18 protein-coding genes are annotated in these 19,331 nt (G+C 72.0%); 12 read left to right on the top strand and 6 right to left on the bottom strand.

Annotated elements, in window-relative coordinates; genetic code table 11:
• Positions 1 to 16: 16 nt before the first annotated feature.
• The 9 genes from N3K63_RS07720 to lnt all read left to right on the top strand — a co-directional run bounded on the left by N3K63_RS07720 (position 17) and on the right by lnt (position 9,914).
• Positions 17 to 712, top strand: a complete 696-nt coding sequence (locus tag N3K63_RS07720) for an HAD family hydrolase (protein WP_261579579.1) — start codon at positions 17 to 19, stop codon at positions 710 to 712.
• Positions 709 to 1,770 carry a tRNA (adenine-N1)-methyltransferase gene (locus N3K63_RS07725; protein WP_261579580.1) on the top strand — a complete coding sequence of 354 codons (1,062 nt, stop codon included), beginning with the start codon at positions 709 to 711 and terminating at the stop codon, positions 1,768 to 1,770. The genes N3K63_RS07720 and N3K63_RS07725 overlap by 4 nt, the downstream gene beginning before the upstream one ends.
• A 4-nt stretch (positions 1,771 to 1,774) precedes the next feature.
• Complete coding sequence (locus N3K63_RS07730; RefSeq protein WP_261579581.1) at positions 1,775 to 2,743, top strand: FKBP-type peptidyl-prolyl cis-trans isomerase; 969 nt, start codon at positions 1,775 to 1,777, stop codon at positions 2,741 to 2,743.
• A 30-nt stretch (positions 2,744 to 2,773) separates the two neighbouring features.
• On the top strand, positions 2,774 to 3,769 hold the full coding sequence (locus tag N3K63_RS07735; RefSeq protein ID WP_261579582.1) for a helix-turn-helix transcriptional regulator: 996 nt from the start codon (positions 2,774 to 2,776) through the stop codon (positions 3,767 to 3,769).
• Complete coding sequence (locus N3K63_RS07740; protein WP_261579583.1) at positions 3,766 to 4,725, top strand: helix-turn-helix transcriptional regulator; 960 nt, start codon at positions 3,766 to 3,768, stop codon at positions 4,723 to 4,725. The genes N3K63_RS07735 and N3K63_RS07740 overlap by 4 nt, the downstream gene beginning before the upstream one ends.
• 53 nt (positions 4,726 to 4,778) lie before the next feature.
• Complete coding sequence (gene tatA, locus N3K63_RS07745) at positions 4,779 to 5,039, top strand: twin-arginine translocase TatA/TatE family subunit (protein ID WP_261579584.1); 261 nt, start codon at positions 4,779 to 4,781, stop codon at positions 5,037 to 5,039.
• A gap of 65 nt (positions 5,040 to 5,104) precedes the next feature.
• Positions 5,105 to 5,857 (top strand): twin-arginine translocase subunit TatC, encoded by a 753-nt coding sequence (gene tatC, locus N3K63_RS07750; RefSeq protein ID WP_261580067.1) that lies wholly within the window; start codon positions 5,105 to 5,107, stop codon positions 5,855 to 5,857.
• Entirely contained in the window at positions 5,854 to 8,316 is a 2,463-nt protein-coding gene (locus N3K63_RS07755) for a DEAD/DEAH box helicase (protein WP_261579585.1), read from the top strand. The genes tatC and N3K63_RS07755 overlap by 4 nt, the downstream gene beginning before the upstream one ends.
• A complete protein-coding gene (lnt, locus tag N3K63_RS07760; protein ID WP_261579586.1) occupies positions 8,316 to 9,914 on the top strand; it encodes an apolipoprotein N-acyltransferase in 1,599 nt (532 codons plus the stop codon). The genes N3K63_RS07755 and lnt overlap by 1 nt, the downstream gene beginning before the upstream one ends.
• 34 nt (positions 9,915 to 9,948) lie before the next feature.
• Here the strand turns inward: lnt and N3K63_RS07765 are convergent, their stop codons facing one another.
• From N3K63_RS07765 to N3K63_RS07780, 4 genes are all read right to left on the bottom strand, one after another.
• Positions 9,949 to 10,326 (bottom strand): RNA polymerase-binding protein RbpA, encoded by a 378-nt coding sequence (locus N3K63_RS07765; protein ID WP_261579587.1) that lies wholly within the window; start codon positions 10,324 to 10,326, stop codon positions 9,949 to 9,951.
• A 137-nt stretch (positions 10,327 to 10,463) separates the two neighbouring features.
• Positions 10,464 to 11,234, bottom strand: a complete 771-nt coding sequence (locus N3K63_RS07770; protein ID WP_261579588.1) for a glycerophosphodiester phosphodiesterase family protein — start codon at positions 11,232 to 11,234, stop codon at positions 10,464 to 10,466.
• Positions 11,231 to 12,235 (bottom strand): SPFH domain-containing protein, encoded by a 1,005-nt coding sequence (locus N3K63_RS07775; protein WP_261579589.1) that lies wholly within the window; start codon positions 12,233 to 12,235, stop codon positions 11,231 to 11,233. Before N3K63_RS07775 ends, N3K63_RS07770 begins: the two co-directional genes overlap by 4 nt.
• The gene (locus N3K63_RS07780; RefSeq protein WP_261579590.1) at positions 12,235 to 12,726 is read right to left on the bottom strand and encodes an NfeD family protein; all 492 of its coding nucleotides are present in this window, start codon (positions 12,724 to 12,726) and stop codon (positions 12,235 to 12,237) included. Before N3K63_RS07780 ends, N3K63_RS07775 begins: the two co-directional genes overlap by 1 nt.
• Positions 12,727 to 12,871: 145 nt before the next feature.
• Here N3K63_RS07780 and N3K63_RS07785 point away from each other — a divergent pair, with 145 nt between their 5' ends.
• Positions 12,872 to 13,651, top strand: coding sequence for an SDR family oxidoreductase (locus tag N3K63_RS07785; RefSeq protein WP_261579591.1), 780 nt, complete (start codon positions 12,872 to 12,874; stop codon positions 13,649 to 13,651).
• 2 nt (positions 13,652 to 13,653) lie between these two features.
• Entirely contained in the window at positions 13,654 to 15,621 is a 1,968-nt protein-coding gene (locus tag N3K63_RS07790) for a S9 family peptidase (protein ID WP_261580068.1), read from the top strand.
• 68 nt (positions 15,622 to 15,689) lie between these two features.
• On the opposite strand, the gene N3K63_RS07795 is transcribed toward N3K63_RS07790, so the two are convergent.
• Positions 15,690 to 16,250, bottom strand: coding sequence for an HdeD family acid-resistance protein (locus N3K63_RS07795; RefSeq protein ID WP_261579592.1), 561 nt, complete (start codon positions 16,248 to 16,250; stop codon positions 15,690 to 15,692).
• A gap of 119 nt (positions 16,251 to 16,369) precedes the next feature.
• On the bottom strand, positions 16,370 to 17,293 hold the full coding sequence (locus N3K63_RS07800) for an AEC family transporter (RefSeq protein ID WP_261579593.1): 924 nt from the start codon (positions 17,291 to 17,293) through the stop codon (positions 16,370 to 16,372).
• Positions 17,294 to 17,393: 100 nt separating this feature from the next.
• Between N3K63_RS07800 and N3K63_RS07805 the strand changes: the two genes are divergently transcribed.
• Positions 17,394 to 19,328 carry a GMC family oxidoreductase N-terminal domain-containing protein gene (locus tag N3K63_RS07805; RefSeq protein ID WP_261579594.1) on the top strand — a complete coding sequence of 645 codons (1,935 nt, stop codon included), beginning with the start codon at positions 17,394 to 17,396 and terminating at the stop codon, positions 19,326 to 19,328.
• The last annotated feature ends 3 nt before the right edge of the window (positions 19,329 to 19,331 follow it).

The following is a 19,331-nucleotide window of genomic DNA, read 5'->3' on the forward strand; positions in this document are numbered from 1 at the left end:
TCTATACGATGGAACGATGACCTCCGCGCCCCCCGCCGCCGTCCTCTGGGACATGGACGGCACGCTCGTCGACACCGAGGGCTACTGGATGGCCGCCGAGACCGCCCTCGTCGAGCGCCACGGCGGCACCTGGACCCACGAGCAGGCGTTGACCCTCGTCGGCAGCGGCCTCGAACGCTCCGCCGAGATCCTGCAGGAGGCGGGCGTGCGGATGTCGGTCACCGACATCATCGACCACCTCACCGCCGAGGTGAGCCGCCGCCTGGCCGAGGAGGGCAACCCGTTCCGCCCGGGCGCCCGCGAGCTGCTGGCCGAGCTGAAGGATGCCGGCATCCCCACCGCCCTCGTGACCATGTCGCTGCGCAGCATGGCCGAGACCGTCGCCGGCCAGATGGGTTTCGACGCCTTCGACGTGGTCGTCGCCGGCGACGACGTCACCCGTCCCAAGCCCTTCCCCGACCCCTACCTGCAGGCGTGCGCGCTGCTCGGGGTCGACGCCGCCGACACGGTGGCCCTCGAAGACTCGCCCACCGGGGTGCGCGCGGCGGTCGCCGCCGGAGCCACCACGGTCGGCATCCCGCTCATGGTCTCGCTCACCGGCGCCGGTGCCACCGGCATCTGGGAGAGCCTGCAGGGACGCACCCTGCAGGATCTGGCCGACATCCACGCCGCGCACCGCGCGGCACATCCCCACCCCGAGGTGAACGAATGAACGCCGACCTGCGCCCCGCAGGCCCCTTCCGCTACGGCGATCGGGTGCAGCTGACCGGACCCAAGGGTCGCCTGCACACCATCACGCTGCGCGAGCAGGGGGAGCTGCACACCCATCACGGCGTGCTCAAGCACGAGCAGCTGGTCGGCCAGCCCGACGGCTCGGTGGTCACCGGAAGCGGCGGCCACGAGTACCTCGCGCTGCGCCCGCTGCTGCGCGACTTCGTCATGTCGATGCCGCGCGGTGCGGCCATCGTCTACCCGAAGGACGCCGCGCAGATCCTCGCCTCGGCCGACATCTTCCCCGGCGCCCGCGTCGTGGAGGCCGGCGTCGGATCGGGCGCCCTGTCGCTGTGGCTGCTGCGCAGCATCGGCAGCGAGGGCTCGCTGGTGTCGTTCGAGCGTCGCGAGGAGTTCGCGCAGGTCGCCGAGGCCAACGTGGAGACCTTCCTCGGGCACACCCCCGACACCTGGCGCGTGGTCGTGGGCGACCTCGTCGAGTCGCTGCCCGCCGAGGTGGAGCCGGGCACCGTCGACCGCGTCGTGCTCGACATGCTCGCGCCCTGGGAGTGCATCGACGTCGTCGCCGACGCGCTGACCCCCGGCGGCGTCGTGCTCTGCTACATCGCCACGGCCACCCAGCTCAGCCGCGTCGCCGAGTTCATCCGCGCGTCGGGGCTGTTCACCGAGCCCGAGGCCACCGAGACGATGGTGCGCGGCTGGCACGTCGAAGGACTCGCCGTGCGCCCCGACCACCGCATGGTCGCCCACACCGGGTTCCTTCTCACCGCGCGCCGCCTCGCGCCCGGCGCGGTGCCGCCCGACGTGCGCCGCCGCGCGCTGAAGAAGCCCAGCTACGCCGACGAGGACGTGGAGATGTGGACGCCCGGCGCCGTCGGCGACCGCGCCATCACCGACAAGAACCTGCGCAAGCGCGTGCGCGACGCCGAGCGCGCCCGCGCGGGCGCCCGGATCGCGAGCGCCCGTCCCGACGACGCGGCCGCCGACGGCGCGACTGTGGACGGTGCAGGGGAGCCCCGGGACGAGCACGTAGACTGATCCGGTGCGCCGGATCCCCGCAGTTGTCGCCGTCATCGGCTTGTCCGCTCTCGCCCTCGTGGGCTGCTCGTCAGCCTCGTCGACCGGCGCCGCCGCCGACTGCGAGCGCGGCGACCACGGGTCCAGCGCGCTCGGTCTGATCACCGCGACCGGTGAGGTCGGCACCCCCGGCATCACCCTCACCGACCCGGTCTACGTCGACAGCACCTCGTTCACCGACGAGACCGTCGGCGACGGCCCCACCATCACCACCGGTGCCCAGGACGTCGTCTTCTCGGTGGCCGTGGCCAACGGCGCCACCGGCACCGACGTGCTGCAGAGCGGCACCCCGGTGCGCGCGGTCGACTTCTGGAAGGCCGATTACGCCGGCTTCGCCGACATGCTCATGTGCGCCCGCGAGGGCTCGCGCATCATCGGCGCCGTGCCGTTCGACGCGCTCTCCGAGCAGGCCGCGCAGAACTGGGGCGTGCAGGAGGGGCAGTCGATCGCCGTCGTCATGGACGTGCAGAAGGTCTACAAGCCCGCCGCCGACGGCGCCCCGCAGTACAACGACCGTCGCGGCATGCCCACCGTCGTCCTCGCCCCCGACGGGCGTCCCGGCATCATCGTCCCCGACGGTGCCGCCCCCGACGACCTCGCCGTCGAGGTGCTCAAGAAGGGCGACGGCCCGACGGTCGGCGCCGGCGACGCGATCCGCGTGCACTACACCGGCGTGAACTGGGCCGACAAGAAGGTCTTCGACTCGACGTGGGAGAAGGGCGCCTCCACCGCGCTCAGCCTCGACGCGGTCGTGCCCGGCTTCGCCCAGGCCCTCGACGGCCAGACCGTGGGATCGCAGATCCTCGTGGTCATCCCGCCCGAGCTCGGCTACGGCGACCAGGCCTCCGCCGCGGTGCCGGCGAACTCGACGCTCGTGTTCGTCATCGACATCCTCGGTGTCGACGACCCCGCCACGGCCTCGTCGTCGCAGTGACCCGTCCGCCCGCGGCCTAGGATGGGGCGCGTGGCAACGGACTTCCGCGCGGCTCCCGAGGAGCGGCTGGTGAACCTCGTCGTCGCGCTGTTGGCGACCGACCAGGGACTGACCAAAGACACGATCCTCTCGTCGGTGTCGGGCTATCGCGAACAGCAGGATGCCGGCACGTCCAAGGACGCGCTCGAGAAGATGTTCGAGCGCGACAAGGAGAACCTGCGGGGCCTCGGCGTCCCCATCGAGACGATCGGCGACCACGCCGACCCCGACGATCTGCGCGAGGCGCGCTACCGCGTGCCCACCGCCGAGTACGAGCTGCCCGCCGACATCACCTTCAGCCCTGCAGAGCTGGCCGTGCTGAACCTCGCCGGCGGCGTCTGGAGCGAGAGCTCGATGTCGGCCGACGCGCGCAGCGCGCTGCGCAAGATCAGCGCGCTCGGCATCGAGGTCGACGCGCCCATCATCGGCTACGCCCCCCGCATCAGCCTGCGCGAGGCGTCGTTCGCCCCGCTGCAGAGCGCCATCGAGCAGGCGCGCGTGGTGGAGTTCGACTACCTCAAGGGCGGGGAGGATGCCGCCCGTCGGCGCCGCATCCGCCCGCTCGCCCTCGTCGAGTACGAGGCGCGCTGGCATCTGTTCGGCTTCGACCTCGATCAGGACGCCGACCGCACCTTCCTGCTGTCGCGCATCTCGTCCGACGTCGTGCTGACGCGCGCGACCTTCGACCTCGAACTGCGCGAGCACGCGGGGGAGCGGGCCCTGGAGGGACTGCGCGCCGTGGCCCGTCGGCAGCGGGCGCTGCTGGAAGTGGCCCCCGGCACCGAGGCGGCGCTGCGCCTGAGCCGCCGCGCCCAGCCGGCCGACCAGGGCATCCACGTGCCGTTCGTCGACGTGCACGTCTTCGCCGACGAACTGGCCTCGTACGGACCCGAGGTGCGGGTGGTCGAGCCCGTCGCCCTCCGCGACGAGGTCGTGGCCCGCCTGCGCCTGGCCGCCCGGCGACACGCAGCGGAGGACGCCGCATGAGCCCGAAGCCGCTGCTGGCCACCGATCGCGCCGCCCTCATCCTGCAGCTCGTGCCCTACCTCATCGGCAAGGGCGAGGTCTCGCTCGACGAGGCGGCCCGCGAGTTCGAGGTCACGCCCGCGCAGATGCGCGGCATGGTCGAGAAGCTCACCGTCATCGGCCTGCCCGGCGAGGGCGGGTTCTGGCAGATGGCCAACGACCTGTTCGACATCGACTGGGACCTGCTCGACCAGCAGGACCTCATCGTCATCACCAACAGCGTGGGCCTCGAGCGCACGCCACGGTTCACCGCCCGCGAGGCCGCCGCGCTCCTGGCTGGTCTGCAGCTGGCCGCCGGGCTTCCCGGCGTCGGCGACAGCGACACCGTGCAGGGCCTGCTCGCCAAGCTCGCCCGCGGGGCCTCGGCGACCCCGGCCGATGTGATCGTCGCCCCCGATGCCGTCGACGACGTGCGCGTGACCGTCGCCGAGGCGCTGCGTCGCGGGGTGGCCGTGTCGTTCTCGTACACGCCGCCCGAGCGCGAGACGACCACGCGCACCGTCGACCCGGTGAAGGTGCACGTCGAATCGGGGCAGTGGTACCTGCAGGGCTGGTGCCACCTGCGCCAGGCGATGCGCACCTTCCACCTCGACCGGGTGGGAGAGGTGCGCCTCACCGACATCCCGATCACCCACGGCGGTGAGCGGGTGCCCGACCTGTTCGAACCCAGCGAGACGGATGCCGTCGTCGACGTGCAGGTGCGCGCCGACATCCTGCCGCTGCTGGCCGGGTTCCTCGACGCGCAGTCGGTCAGCGGCGACGGCGAGGTGCGCCGGGCGCAGCTGCGCGTGGCCGACGAGCGCAGCCTCAAGCGTCTCGCCGCGCGCCACGCCGGCGCGTTCGAGGTGCTCGCCCCCGAATCGGCCCGCCGTGCCGCAGCCGCCTGGGCCGACGCGGGTCTCGCGCAGTACGGCTGAGCCATAGCGCACCCGGTTAGACTGTCCACACCCACACCAACGAGGGGACCCTCATGTTCCAAGGTATGACCGGATGGCACCTGCTCATCATCCTCATCGTCATCCTCCTGCTGTTCGGGGCGGCGAAGCTGCCGGCTCTGGCCAAGAGCGTCGGTCAGTCCGCCCGCGTGTTCAAGGGTGAGATGAAGGCGATGAAGGACGAGGACGTTCCCGCCACGGGCACCACGGCGCCGGGCACCGCCGTCTCGCAAGCCGACGCGACGCCGTCGGCCACGGCCGCCGACCCGGGCGCCGGTACCGACCCCAAGCCGTAACCCACGTGGCCACGGCCGAACGCCCGCGTCTGGGAGAGGACGACGGCCCCCGCCGCGACCGCAGGATGTCGCTCGCGGAGCACCTCAAAGAGCTGCGCAAACGGTTCGTCATCGGCGCCATCGCCCTCGTCGTGGGCATGGTGGCCGCCTGGTTCCTCACCGACCCCATCATCTGGGCGATGACCGAACCCATCCGCGTGGTCGCCGAGACCCGCGGGGAGGACGACGTCGTCACCCTGATGTACCAGAGCATCACCGGCCCCTTCGACATGCGCCTGCGCATCTCGTTCGCCGTCGGCATCCTCGTGTCCGCACCGGTGTGGCTGTGGCAGCTGTGGGCGTTCCTCATGCCCGGCCTCACCCGCAAAGAGGTCAACTACACGATCGGCTTCGTCTCGGCCGCCGTGCCGCTGTTCGCCGCCGGCGTCTACGTCGGCTGGCTGATCATGCCCCACATCGTGGAGCTGATGGCCACCTTCACCCCCGAGGGCGCCTCGAACATCTACGACTCGAAGTACTACTACGACTTCGTCTTCAAGCTGCTGGTGGTCGTGGGCGTCTCGTTCGTGCTGCCGGTGTTCCTCGTGGCGCTCAACCTCGCCGGCATCATGAGCGGCAAGGCGATCCTCAAGGGCTGGCGCGCGGCGATCCTCGTGGCGACGATCTTCGCGGCGCTGGCCACCCCGTCGGCCGACGTGGTGAGCATGCTGCTGCTGGCCGGCATCCTCACCGTGCTGTTCTTCGCCGCGGCCGGGGTGTCGATGCTGTTCGACCGGCGGCGGGCCAAGCGCGAGAAGGCGATGGGTATCGACCTGTGACAGATCCGGCTGGGCGCTACGCCCGCGCCCAGGCCCAGCAGGCCCATCCGATCACCGCGGACTTCGCCGCCGCGCAGCGTTTCGACCTCGATCCGTTCCAGATCGCCGGATGCCATGCGCTCGAAGACGGCCGCAGCGTGCTGGTGGCGGCGCCCACCGGCGCCGGCAAGACCATCGTGGGTGAGTTCGCCATCCACCTGGCGATGCAGACCCCCGGGGACAAGGCGTTCTACACGACGCCGATGAAGGCGCTGTCGAACCAGAAGTTCCGCGAGCTGCAGGCCGTCTACGGCGAAGACGAGGTGGGCCTTCTCACCGGCGACACCAACATCAACGGCTCGGCGCGCGTGGTCGTGATGACCACCGAGGTGCTGCGCAACATGCTCTACGCCGATTCGCCGGCGCTGCGAGGCCTGCGCCACGTCGTGATGGACGAGGTGCACTACCTGGCCGACCGCTTCCGCGGCGCGGTGTGGGAAGAGGTCATCATCCACCTGCCGCCCGCGGTGCGGCTGGTGTCGCTGTCGGCGACCGTCTCCAACGCCGAGGAGTTCGGCGACTGGCTCGACACGGTGCGCGGCGACACCGAGGTGATCGTCTCCGAGACCCGTCCGGTGCCGCTCGAGCAGCACGTTCTGGTGCGCGGCGACCTGCTGCCGCTGTTCGACGACCGCGCCGGCATCGCCACCGCCCAGGTCAACCAGGAGCTCATGCGCATGCGCTCGGTGAATGGCGCGTCGTTCGAGAACAACCGCCGCGCCCAGGAGCACCGCTCCGGCGGCGGGCAGCGCCGCCCATTCAAGGGCGGCAAGCGTCCGATGCGCACCGCCAATGCGCAGCGCATCGAGCGGATGGACCGCCCGCAGGTCGTGCAGCTGCTCGAGCGCAGCACGCTGCTGCCGGCGATTTTCTTCATCTTCAGCCGCGCCGGATGCGACGGCGCCGTGCAGCAGGTGCGCCGCGCCGGCGTGCGCCTCACCAGCCGCGAGGAGCGCGACGAGATCCGGCGGGTCGTCGACGAGCGCACCCGCACGTTCGCCGACGAAGACCTCGGCGTGCTGGGCTTCTGGGAGTGGCGCGAGAACCTCGAGCGCGGCATCGCCTCGCACCACGCCGGCCTGCTGCCCGCGTTCAAGGAGATCGTCGAGGAGCTCTTCCAGCGCAAGCTGGTGAAGGTCGTCTTCGCCACCGAGACCCTCGCACTGGGCATCAACATGCCGGCACGCACGGTCGTGCTCGAGAAGCTCGAGAAGTTCAACGGCGAGGCCCGCGTGGCCATCACCGCGGGGGAGTACACCCAGCTCACCGGCCGGGCCGGGCGCCGCGGCATCGACGTCGAGGGGCACGCCGTCATCCAGTGGACCGAGGCGCTCGACCCGCAGGCGGTCGCCGCCCTCGCCTCCCGCCGCACCTACCCGCTCAACTCGAGCTTCCGGCCCACCTACAACATGGCCGTGAACCTCATCGACCAGTTCGGTCGCGGTCGGGCCCGCGAGATCCTGGAGTCGTCGTTCGCGCAGTTCCAGGCCGACCGCGCCGTGGTGGGCCTGGCCCGTCAGGTCAAGGAGGCCGAGGCCTCCCTCTCCGGCTACGCCGAGGCGATGACCTGCGATCGGGGCGACTTCGCCGAGTACGCCGCGCTGCGCAGCCAGCTCAGCGACGCCGAGAAGCTCAACCGCAGCGACCGCACCGCGCCGGCCCGCATCCGCGAGAAGCGTCAGCACGAGATCCAGTCGCTGCGCCGGCGGCTGCAGCGCCACCCCTGCCACGACTGCCCCGACCGGGAGCAGCACGCCCGCTGGGGCGAGCGTCACGAGAAGCTGCGCCGACAGGCCGAGAAGACCCGCCGTCAGATCCAGACGCGCACCGGCACGGTCGCGCGCATCTTCGACCGGGTCACCGACGTACTCGCAGCGCTCGACTACGTGCGGGTCGACGAGGCCGGCGAGGCCCGCCTGACCGAGGCCGGGGCCACGATGCGCCGCATCTACGGCGAGCGCGACCTGCTGGTGGCCGAGTCGCTGCGTCAGGGCCTGTGGCGCGCCCTCGACGCGCCCGCGCTGGCGGCCCTCGCGTGCTGCCTCGTGTACGAGCCGCGCCGCGACGAGAACGGGCCCGGCGAGCACGGCCTGCCGCGCGGCCCCTTCCGCGACGCGCTCGCGCGCACGCAGGAGCTGTGGGCGCAGCTCGACGACCTCGAGCGCGACCACCGTCTCCCCGGCACCGAGCCGGTGGCCACCGGGCTCGCCCCCGCGATGCACGCCTGGGCGCGCGGCGCCGCCCTCGACCGGGTGCTGACCATCGCCGACCTGCCCGCCGGCGACTTCGTCCGGTGGACGAAGCAGACCATCGACCTGCTCGACCAGCTCTCCCTCGTGGCCGAGCCCGACATCGCCCGCACCGCCCGTACCGCCCTGGATGCCGTGCGCCGCGGCATCGTCGCCTACAGCTCGATGTGATGGCCAAACCGGTTCTGCCGCTGTGGGCGGCCCTCCTCGTCGCGGCCGCCGGTGGCGCCGTGCTCGACCTCGCCTATCCCGACGTGGGCTGGTGGCCGCTGGCGTTCGTGGGCGTGGCCGCCGCCCTCGTGCCGCTGATCGGACGGTCGCTGTGGGGCGGTCTCGCCGTCGGCGCGGTGTCGGCGGCATCCTTCTACTTCCTGCACATCTCGTGGATCACCCGGTACCTCGGGCCGCTGCCGCTCATCGGGCTGGCCGGCATCGAGACGATCCTCACCGCCGTCGGCGGACTCGGCATCGTGCTGGCCTACCGCTGGCTGCCGCGCCTGGCCCCCGGCCGCTGGGTGCGCCTGATCGCGCTGCCCGCGCTGGTGGCGGGGCTGTGGACCGCACGGGAGCTGTGGGTGGGCTCCTGGCCCTATACGGGCTTCCCCTGGGCGCGCATCGGCATGAGCCAGTCCGAGAGCCCGCTGGCGCAGGTGGCGTCGTGGACCGGGGTGAGCGGGCTCACCTTCCTCATGGTGTTCGTGGTGGCCGCCGTCATCGAGCTGGTGCGCCTGGGCACCTGGCGCGACCTGCGCACCGCGCTGCCGGCCGCGCTGACGGTGCTCGTGCTGTTCGCCCTGCCGGCGTTCCCCACGCAGGATGCCGGGACGTGGCGGGTCGGGGCGGTGCAGGGCAACGGCCCGGCCGGCTACTTCGACGAGCGCGAGCCGTTCGCGGTGCTCGACGCGCAGCTGGCGGCCACCGAGCCGCTGCTGGACGAGGACCTCGACGTGCTGGTGTGGCCCGAGGGCGGCATCGACGGCGACCCGCTCAACAACGCGTCGGTGGCGCGGGTGCTCGACCGGCTCGCGGCCCGCGTCGACGCGCCGCTCATCGTCAACGCCGCCACGCAGCGCGGCGACGACGTGTTCAACACGTCGATGCTGTGGCAGCCGCGCGATGCCCGGGCGGCGGGGGAGGACAACCCCGTCGCGCTCCACGACAAGAGCCACCCCGTGCCGATGGGCGAGTACGTGCCCGACCGCTGGTTCTTCGAGCTGATCGTGCCCGATCTCATCTCCCTCATCCAGCGCGAGTACACCCCCGGCACCAACGCCCCGTTCTTCGATGTCGACGGCGTGGGGGTGGGACTGGCGATCTGCTTCGACGTCATCTACGACGACGTCATCTGGAGCGGCGCCCGCGACGGCGCAGAGCTCTACGTCTTCCAGACCAACAACGCCGACTTCCGCGGCACCGACGAGAACCTGCAGCAGCTCGCCTTCGCCCGCATGCGCGCCATCGAGACGGGGCGCAGCGTCGTCAACCTGTCGACGGTCGGCACGAGCCAGGTGATCGCGCCCGACGGCACCGAGATCGACGGTCTGCCGGAGGGTGAGGCGGGCGCGATGCTCACCGAGGTGCCGCTGCGCACCGGGCTCACCCCCGCGGTGATCGCCGGCCCCGCTGTGCAGCTGCTGCTGGGGTGGGGGAGCATCGCGGTGCTCGTCGTCCTCGGCGTGCTCGCCGGGCTGCAGCGTCGCCGGGCCGGTCGCGCCGCGCCGGAAACGACGATGCCGGCCCCCGAGGGGACCGGCATCGATCACGACTGAGTCGCGGGGCGGCGCCCGGTGCGGGCGCCGGAGCTCACGCGCTCAGGCGGGTGGTGTCGCCACCCTTGCCGCGACGTTCGCGCAGCAGCGCGAGGCGCTCCTCGAGGAGCTCTTCGAGCTCCGGGACGGTGCGACGCTCCAGCAGCATGTCCCAGTGGGTACGTGCGGCCTTGTCGCCGGAGTGGTCGATCTCGACGACGGAGTCGCCGACTCGCAGCACGGCCTCGGCGCCGCAGGTGCGGCATTCCCAGGCCTCAGGGACCTCGGCGTCAGCCGCAAAGGTCAGGGTTGATTCGCGTCCGCACTGGGTGCAGACGTAGGTGTGGTTCGCGCGCTCGTGGAACACGACGCCTTCCTCGCTCTGTAGGCTGGAAGCGCCGAGCCGGATGCCGCGCAGGCTGCGATCTGCCATTGTGTGGTCCTCTCGTCCGACGTTCAGGTATAACGCGTCCACCTGTGCGCATCATCCGAGCGGCGGCGTGGATACCGACTTTCACAGGGGATGCTCAGCCCCGTCTCCGGCCCGATCGGCGAAGATGCAGCGCGCCCTCACGCCCGCCCGGCCACGACGGCCAGCGCCAGGTCGGCGCGATCGGTCACCAGGCCGTCGACGCCCATCGCGAGCAGCCGTCGCATCGCGTCGGCGTCGTTGACCGTCCACACGTGCACCTCGACACCGGCGGCGTGCGCCGTCGCGACGAATCGGCGGGTGACCACCCGCAGGATGCCGTAGCGCTCGGGCACCTGCACAGCGTCCACGCCCCGCAGCGCACGGCGGGCGAGGGCGCGCGAGCGCAGCGTGTGCGCGAGCAGCAGGCGGGCGATCGTGCCCGTGCCGGCCGAGGCGGCGGGGGTGCCGCCGGCGGCGACGGCGGCGGCGACGGCCTCGCGGCGGCGCGCGTCGGAGAAGCTCGCCACGAGCACCCGGTCGGCGTGACGGGCGATGGCGCGGCCCAGCTGCTGCGCGGCCGAGGCCACCTTCACGTCGAGGTTGAAGCGCAGCGTCGGGAACGCATCCAGCGCCTGTGCGAGGGTGAGCAGCCCGCCCCGGGTCGACATGATCTCGGTGAGCTCGGCGGCGGTCACCTCGGCGACCTTGCGCGGGTCGCCGGTGACCCGCGAGAGGTCGTCGTCGTGGAAGAGCACGACCACGCCGTCAGCGGTCGTGTGGCAGTCGGATTCGACGTACTGCGCTCCGGCGGCGTGGGCGGCGGCGAACGCGGCGGCGGTGTTCTCGGCGATGCCCTCGGCGTCGGCGGGGACGAGCCCGCGGTGCGCGAGGATGCGCGGGGCCCTGCCCCGGAACCACGGATGCGTCACGACGATGCGGCGCCCTCGGCCGGCGACGGCGGAGAAGCGGCCGCCGGGGGAGCGGGAGCGGGGGCCTGGGTGGCCGGCGCTGCCGAGGCGGCACCGGCTGCCGCGGCGGCGCCCGCGCCGAACGCGCCGGTCATGCCCTTGAGCGCCTCGGTGAACTCGCTCGGGATGATCCACAGCTTGGAGGAGGCGCTGTCGGCGATCTTGGGAAGGGTCTGCAGGTACTGATAGGCCAGCAGCTTCTGGTCGGCGTCGCCGCGGTGGATGGCCTGGAAGACGGTCTCGATGGCCTCGGCCTCGCCCTGGGCGCGCAGGACCGCGGCCTGCTTGTCGCCCTCGGCGCGCAGGATCTCGCCCTGGCGGCGCCCCTCGGCCTCGAGGATCTGCGACTGCTTGGAGCCCTCGGCGGTGAGGATCGTGGCGCGACGCTCGCGCTCGGCGCGCATCTGCTTCTCCATCGAGTCCTGGATCGAGTGGGGCGGGTCGATCGCCTTCAGCTCGACGCGCGAGACCCGCAGACCCCACTTGCCGGTGGCCTCGTCGAGCACGACGCGCAGCTGACCGTTGATGTTGTCGCGCGAGGTGAGGGCCTCCTCGAGGTTCAGCCCGCCCACGACGTTGCGCAGCGTGGTGGTGGTGAGCTGCTCGACGGCGCTGAGATAGTTGGCGATCTCATAGGTGGCCGCCCGGGCGTCGGTGACCTGGAAGTAGACGACGGTGTCGATGGAGACCACCAGGTTGTCCTCGGTGATCACCGGCTGCGGCGGGAAGGAGACCACCTGCTCGCGCATGTCGACGAGGGGGCGCAGGCGATCGATGAAGGGGACGAGCAGGTTCAGTCCGGGGGAGAGGGTGCGCTGGTAGCGCCCCAGCCGCTCCACCACGCCGGTGTAGGCCTGCGGGATGATCCGGATCGAGCGGAAGATCACCACCACCACGAAGATCGCGACGACCAGCAGCAGGATCGCGATGAAGATCTGTCCGATCCACGGTCCGATGTCCATCAGGCGGGGCTCCCTTCACTCGATGACGTCGCGGGCGCCTCGGGGGCGACCTCGACGGTGGCACCGCGCACGGCGGTGACGATGACGCGCGACCCGGGAGCCAGACCCGGGTCGGCACCGATCAGGCGCGCCGTCCAGGTCTCGCCGTTGTCGAGGCGCACCGAACCGGCGCCCTCCACGAAGGGGACCATGACGCGGGCGCCCAGCCCGGGGAGGGCGTCGACGTTGGTGGGGTGCAGCACGCTCGAGCGGCGGAGCGCGCGCAGCAGCAGCGGCCGGATCGTGAACAGCAGCAGCGCCGAGATCAGGGCGGCCGCGCCCACCTGCAGCCACCACGGGCCGCCCAGCAGGTTCACCCCGAGCCCGCCGATCAGGGTGCCGGCGGCGAGCATGAGGAAGGTGAACTCGAGGGTGACCAGCTCGATGATCACGAACACCAGCGCGAGCACCAGCCACGCGATCCACAGATAGTCGGTGAGGTCGGGCAGCACTGTTGCTCCTCGGTCGCGTGCGCGGTGCGCGGGTCTTCTTCTCGCACCCTAACACCGGCTCCTCCCGGTGCGGCCGAAGCACGATCGGTAGACTCGACAGGCCCCGGCGCGCCCGCGGCGGGCGACCCCAGCACCAGGAGCACGCATGTCCCAGCCCATCCCTGCCGGCACCCTTTCGGGAAGGACCGCCCTGGTCACCGGATCGTCGCGCGGCATCGGCGCCGACACCGCCCGCTACCTCGCGCAGGCCGGGGCCGACGTCGTCATCAACTTCCGCAACAAGGCCCCGCGCGCCGAGAAGCTCGCCGCCGAGCTGCGCGAGCTGGGCGTCGAGGTGCTCGTGGTGGGCGCGGACCTCACCGATCCGGCATCCGTCGCCGAGATGTTCCGCCAGGTGAAAGAGACCTTCGGCTCGCTCGACCTGCTGGTGCTCAATGCGTCCGGCGGCATGGAGGGCGGCATGGCGGCCGACTACGCGCTCACCCTCAACCGCGACGCGCAGCTGAACGTGCTCGAGGCGGCCGTGCCGCTGCTGCACGAAGACGCCGGTCGCGGCGGCTCGCGCGTGGTGTTCGTCACCAGCCACCAGGCGCACTTCATCCGCACCACCCCGACCATGCCCGAGTACGAGCAGGTCGCGCTGTCCAAGCGCGCCGGTGAGGACGCGCTGCGCGAGCGCATCCCCGAGCTCGCCGAGAAGGGCATCGAGTTCGTCGTCGTGTCGGGCGACATGATCGAGGGCACCATCACCGCCACCCTGCTCGAGCGCGCCAACCCCGGCGCGATCGCCTCCCGCCGCGAGTCGGCCGGCAAGCTCTACAACGTGTCGGAGTTCGCCGCCGAGGTGGCCCTGGCCACCGTCGAGCCGATCGCCGCCGACAACACCCGCCTCGTGGGCGACATCTCGTCGTTCGGCGGCGAGTGACCGTGCGCCCCGTCGACATCGAGGGCCTCGTCACCGTCGGTCGCCCCACCATCGCGGCCGACGGCGGGTTCGCCGTGTTCGCCACCTCCCGCCCCGACGTCGCGGCCAACCGCAACGTCGGCCAGCTCTGGCGCGTCGACCTGCCCGGTGGCGCGCTGCGGCGGCTCACCCGCGGGGTCGCCGACCGCGCCCCGCAGCTGTCGCCCGACGCCAGGGCGGTCGCGTTCCTCCGCGCCGACGGCGCCGGCACGCCGCAGGTGTTCGTCATCCCGGCCGTCGGCGGCGAGCCGCAGCAGGCCACCGACGCACGCGGCGGGGTGACCGGCTTCGCCTGGTCGCCCGACGGCGCGCAGCTGGCCTTCACCGCGCGGATGCCGGAGGAAGGGCGCTACGGCACGGTCGAGGGGCTCGAAGCCACCGCCGAGGCACCGCGCCGCATCACGGGCGTGCGCTGGCACGCCAACGGCCTCGGTTACGCCCTCGACCGCCCGGCCCACGTGTTCGTGGTGGCCGCGCCCGCTCTCGACGCCGAGCCGCTCTACACCCCGGCCGCGCGCGTCGGCGAGCCGCTCACGCCCCGTGCCGTCGCCGCCGACGCGGTGCAGCTCACCACCGGCGCCGCCTCGCACGCGGGGGTCGTCTTCACCGCCGACGGCACCGAGATCCTCACCCGTCCCGACGAGATCGAGGCCGACGCCCGCGACCTGCGCAGCCGCATCATCGCCGTCCCCGTCGACGGCGGCCCGGTGCGCGAGGTGCTGGGTGCGCAGGCGGGGCTCGCCGTGGACGAGCTCATCGTCACGCCCGACGGCACCGTCGCCTTCCTCGCCGACGGGGTGGGGGAGTCGCGCGTCGATTTCGTCGCGCCGATGGTGGGACTGTGGCTCCTCGAAGACGGCGCACCCCGTCGCGTCACCGCCGACACCCTCGACCTCGGCGAAGCCCACCTCACCGCCGTCGGCGACGACGTGCTCGTGCAGGTGCGCACCCGCGGCCGCAACGACCTGCTGCGCGTCGCGCGCGACGGCACCACCCAGCCCGTCCGCACCGACGTCGAGGTGGTCGGTCACGCCGCCTCCGCCGACGGCGCGACCATCGTCGCCGCCGTCGCCACGCCCGAGAGCCTCGGCGAGATCGAGGTGATCGACGCCGACGGCATCCGCACGCTCAGCGACTTCGGCGGCGCACTGGCAGGGCGCGTCGTGCGCCCCCGAGAGCTCGAGGTCACCGCACGCGACGGTTCGCCGGTGCACGGCTGGGTCGCCACGCCCGACGGCGAGGGGCCGTTCCCGGTCATCCTGCAGATCCACGGCGGGCCGTATGCCTCTTACGGCATCCACCTGTTCGATGAGACCCAGGTGCTCGTGGCCGCCGGGTACGCCGTCGTGTACTGCAACCCGCGTGGCAGCGCCGGCTACGGCCGGGAGCACGGACGCAGCATCCGTCAGCAGATGGGCACGGTCGACTTCCACGACGTCATCGACTTCCTCGACGGCGCCGTCGCCGCCGACACGCGCCTCGACGGCGACCGTGTGGGCGTGATGGGCGGCTCGTACGGCGGCTACCTGACGGCGTGGGTCATCGCGCACGACCACCGCTTCGCCGGCGCGATCGTGGAGCGCGGGTTCCTCGACCCGGTCAGCTTCCAGGGCACGAGCGACATCGGCTCGTTCTTCGGCGACGAGTACGTCGGCATCGACCCGGAGCAGATGGCGCGGCAGAGCCCGATGGCCGTCGTCGACCGGGTGACGACGCCGACGCTCGTGCTGCACTCCGAGCTCGACTTCCGCTGCCCGCTCGAGCAGGCGACGCGCTACTACGCGGCGCTCAAGCGCCAGGGCACGCCCGCCGAGCTGCTGGTCTTCCCCGGCGAAGACCACGAGCTCACGCGGTCGGGTCAGCCGCGCCACCGGGTGGAGCGGTTCGACGCGGTGCTGGACTGGTGGCAGCGGCACCTGCCGGCCTCCTGAGCCGCAGCCGCACGACGAAGGCCCCCGGGATCACCCGGGGGCCTTCGTGTCGCTCAGGGCGCGGTGGGTCAGACCTTCGTCTTGCCGAACGTGAACGCGCGCACGACGTTCACGATGCCGACGACGATGAGGATGATGCCCAGCAGCCACCAGAGGGCGATCGCGCCGACGAACGGCGTGAAGATCAGGTAGATGCCCGCGATGAGCGAGATGATCGCGAAGATGACGGTCCACACCTTCGACGGCGCGTCACCGAGGGTCGAGAGCGAGACGATGCCCTCGATGATCCACGAGATGCCGATGAAGACCGCGACGAACACCGCGAGCCACGCGGTGGTGGCGCCGAGGTTCGCGAACGCGACGATGCCGGCGATGATGAACAGCAGACCGAGCACGATGTGCCCGACCCGCGCCCAGCCGCCCTTGGCCTTGGCGAAGATGCCGAGGCCGGCGTAGACCAGGCCCGCGGCGATGGCGTAGATGGCGAGGATGCCGGTGACGACGGCAGCGGTCTGGCCGGGCCAGACGAGGATGAGGATACCGGCCAGTACGGCCAGCACGCCCGCGATGCCGAGGGCCGTGCGGATGCCGTTGATGCTGGACTGCTCGAACGGTGAGGTCGTGGACATGGTCGTCCCTTTCTGAGCGTTTCCTGAGAGCTCTGGCCTCACGATAGCGCGCGCATCGGCGCACCGGTGGGATATGGGGGCGTGTTACGCCCGCGGCGGGGGAGCGGGCGGGTGGGCGATCACGGGGTCAGCAGCACCGTGGTCAGCAGCAGCACGGGCACGCATCCGAGCGTGGTGAGGAAGACGGTGTCGCGGGCGATCGTCTCGCCGACGTCGAACCGCTGCGCGTAGTTGAAGACGTTCTGCGCGGTGGGGAGGGCTGCCAGCACCGTGACCACGAGCACCTCCTGCGCGCTGAGGCCGAACGCGAAGCGGGCGACGGCCCAGGCGACGAGGGGCATCGCGATGAGCTTGAGCGCCGAGGCGAGCAGGATGTCGCGGCGCCTCCCGGAGGCACCCAGCACCCGCTGACCGTGCAGCGAGATGCCGTAGGAGATCAGCAGCACCGGCACGCACGCGTCGGCGAGCAGCTGCAGCGGGTCGAGCACGATCGGCGGCAGGTCGATGCCCGACACCGATACGAGCACGCCCAGCACCGAGCCGACGACGATGGGGTTGGTCACGGTGCGGCGCAGGATCGGGAACACCCGCCGCTGCCCGGTGGAGACCGCCTCGAAGATCGCCATGGAGATCGGGGTGAACACGAGCAGCTGCAGCAGGATGACGGGAGCGGGGTAGGCGGCGCTGCCGAGAAGGTAGACCGACAGCGGGATGCCCATGTTGTTCGAGTTCACCTGGCCCGCCGAGAGCACGCCGATGAGGGTCTCGCCGACGCCGCGGCGCCACACCCACCGCGCGATGACGAGGTACACGAGGAACACCGCCGCGGCGGCGATCGCCGACACCGGCAGCAGCGCCGAGAAGAGCGTGCGCACATCGGCTTCGGCCAGCACGACGAACAGCAGGAACGGCGACAGCACGAAGAAGGTGAGCCGGCCGAGCACATGGCGGGCGTGGGGGCCGAGCAGATCGATGCGCCCGATGAGCCAGCCGACGGCGATGGCCAGACCGACCACCACGAATCCGGTCAGCGCGTCCACCACCCCTGCAGACTATCGCCGCCAAGGTCGGGGGAGCGGGCCTCGGCCCGCCGCGGAGTGAATGCGTATTCACTTCTGGCGCAGGAATCGCTACAGTCCAGCCATGACCTTCACCGACCGGCACCGACGGGCCATGGCCCTCATCGCCGACACCTTCGCTCCCGGCAACGACGCCGGGATCCCGTCCGCCAGCGCCGTGGGCGCCCCCGAGATGGCACTGCACCTCGCGGCATCCGGCCCGCGCGTGGCCGACGCCCAGCAGCTCGAGAAGCTGCTGGGGCTGTGGGACTCGCCGCTGTTCGCCCTGGCGATGTTCGGCACACCGCGCCGCTTCTCCGCCATGTCGCGCGAACAGCGCGAGCGGGCGCTCGTGCGGCTGGGCGACTCGTCGTCGCCGTCGAAGCGCGCCCTGTTCCAGGCGTTGAAGGCCGGCGCCACGCTGCCCTACACCTTGGCGGTGGGGGAGCCGCTGTGGCAGACGATGGACTTCCCGGGTCCGCTGGGAGCACCCGCCAACGCCCCCGAACCGCCGCTGCATGCCGAGCACGTCACCGGCCCGACCACGCTCGACGCGGATGTCGTCATCGTCGGATCGGGAGCAGGCGGCGGCCCGGCGGCGGCGGTGCTGGCCGCCGCGGGCCTGTCGGTGATCGTGCTGGAGGCGGGGGAGTACTACGACGACCGTGACTTCGACGGCGACGAGGCCCGCGGGATCGGACAGCTCTACACCAACGTCGGCAGCGCCGACGGGCAGATCTCGCTGTTCGAGGGGCGCACGCTGGGGGGAGGGACCGTCGTCAACTATTCGACCGCGTTCCGCACGCCCGATCGCGTGCGCGCCGAGTGGGCGGCGCTGGGCGCCGGGCAGTTCGCGAGCGACGAGTACACGCGCGCGCTCGATGCGGTGTGGGAGCGCCTGGGCGCGACCCAGGACTACAGCACGCCCGGTCGACGCGATGCCGTGCTCGAGCGCGGTGCCCAGGCGCTCGGCTGGGACGCCGGCACGCTGTGGCGCAACGTCGACGGCTGCGATCAGGGCACCGTGTGCGGTCGCTGCGGACTGGGGTGCGCGCTCGGGGCGAAGAAGTCGACGGCCAAGACGTGGCTGCGCGATGCGCAGGATGCCGGAGCGCGCATCCTCGTGGGCGTTCAGGCACGCCGGGTGACGGTGGCCGGCGGCCGGGCGACCGGAGTCGAGGCGGCCACCGCCGACGGCATCCCGGTGACAGTGCGAGCCCGGGCGGTGTTCGTGGCGGCCGGATCGGTGCAGACCCCGTCGCTGCTGCTGCGTTCGGGCCTGGAGAACCCGAACATCGGCGCGCACCTGCGGCTGCACCCCGCCACGGCCGTGCTCGGTCTGATGGACGAGGAGGTGCTGCCGTGGACCGGCACGATGCAGGCCCGCTACGTCGATCGGTTCGCCGACCTCGATGGCGAGGGATACGGTGCGATCCTCGAGACCGCGCCGATCACACCCGCCCTCGGCAGCGCCTTCGTCAACTGGCGCAGCGGCGCGCAATACCTCGCGCGTCTGGCGGAGTGGCGCAACACCGTCGACGTCGCCGTCATCGTGCGGGACAAGGGTCCGGGCGGGCGCGTGCGCATCGGGGCCGACGGCGAGCCGATCGTCGATTACACCGTCGCGCCGCAGGATGCCGAGCACATGATGCAGGCGATGGTCGGTGCCGCCCGGCTCGTGGCCGCGGCGGGAGCGCGCCGGGTGCGCACCACGCACCAGCAGGACACCGTGTGGGAGCCGGCATCCGGCGGCATCGAGGCGTTCGAGCGCGACATTCGCCGTCAGGGCGTGGGACCGGGCCGACTGGGCCTGGTCGCCCTGCACATCATGGGGTCGGCGCGCATGGGCGGCGCGGCGGCGACCTCGGCGGTGAACCCGGACGGGCGCACCTGGGAGGTCGACGGGCTGTACGTCGCGGACGGGTCATCGTTCCCGACGGCATCCGGGGTGAATCCGATGGTGTCGATCCAGGCGATCTCGTACATGACCGCGACGCGCCTGGCGGCAGCGCTGAGGTGAGCG

It is taken from the genome of Microbacterium festucae (assembly GCF_025421715.1).
GTDB classification, from domain to species: domain Bacteria; phylum Actinomycetota; class Actinomycetes; order Actinomycetales; family Microbacteriaceae; genus Microbacterium; species Microbacterium festucae.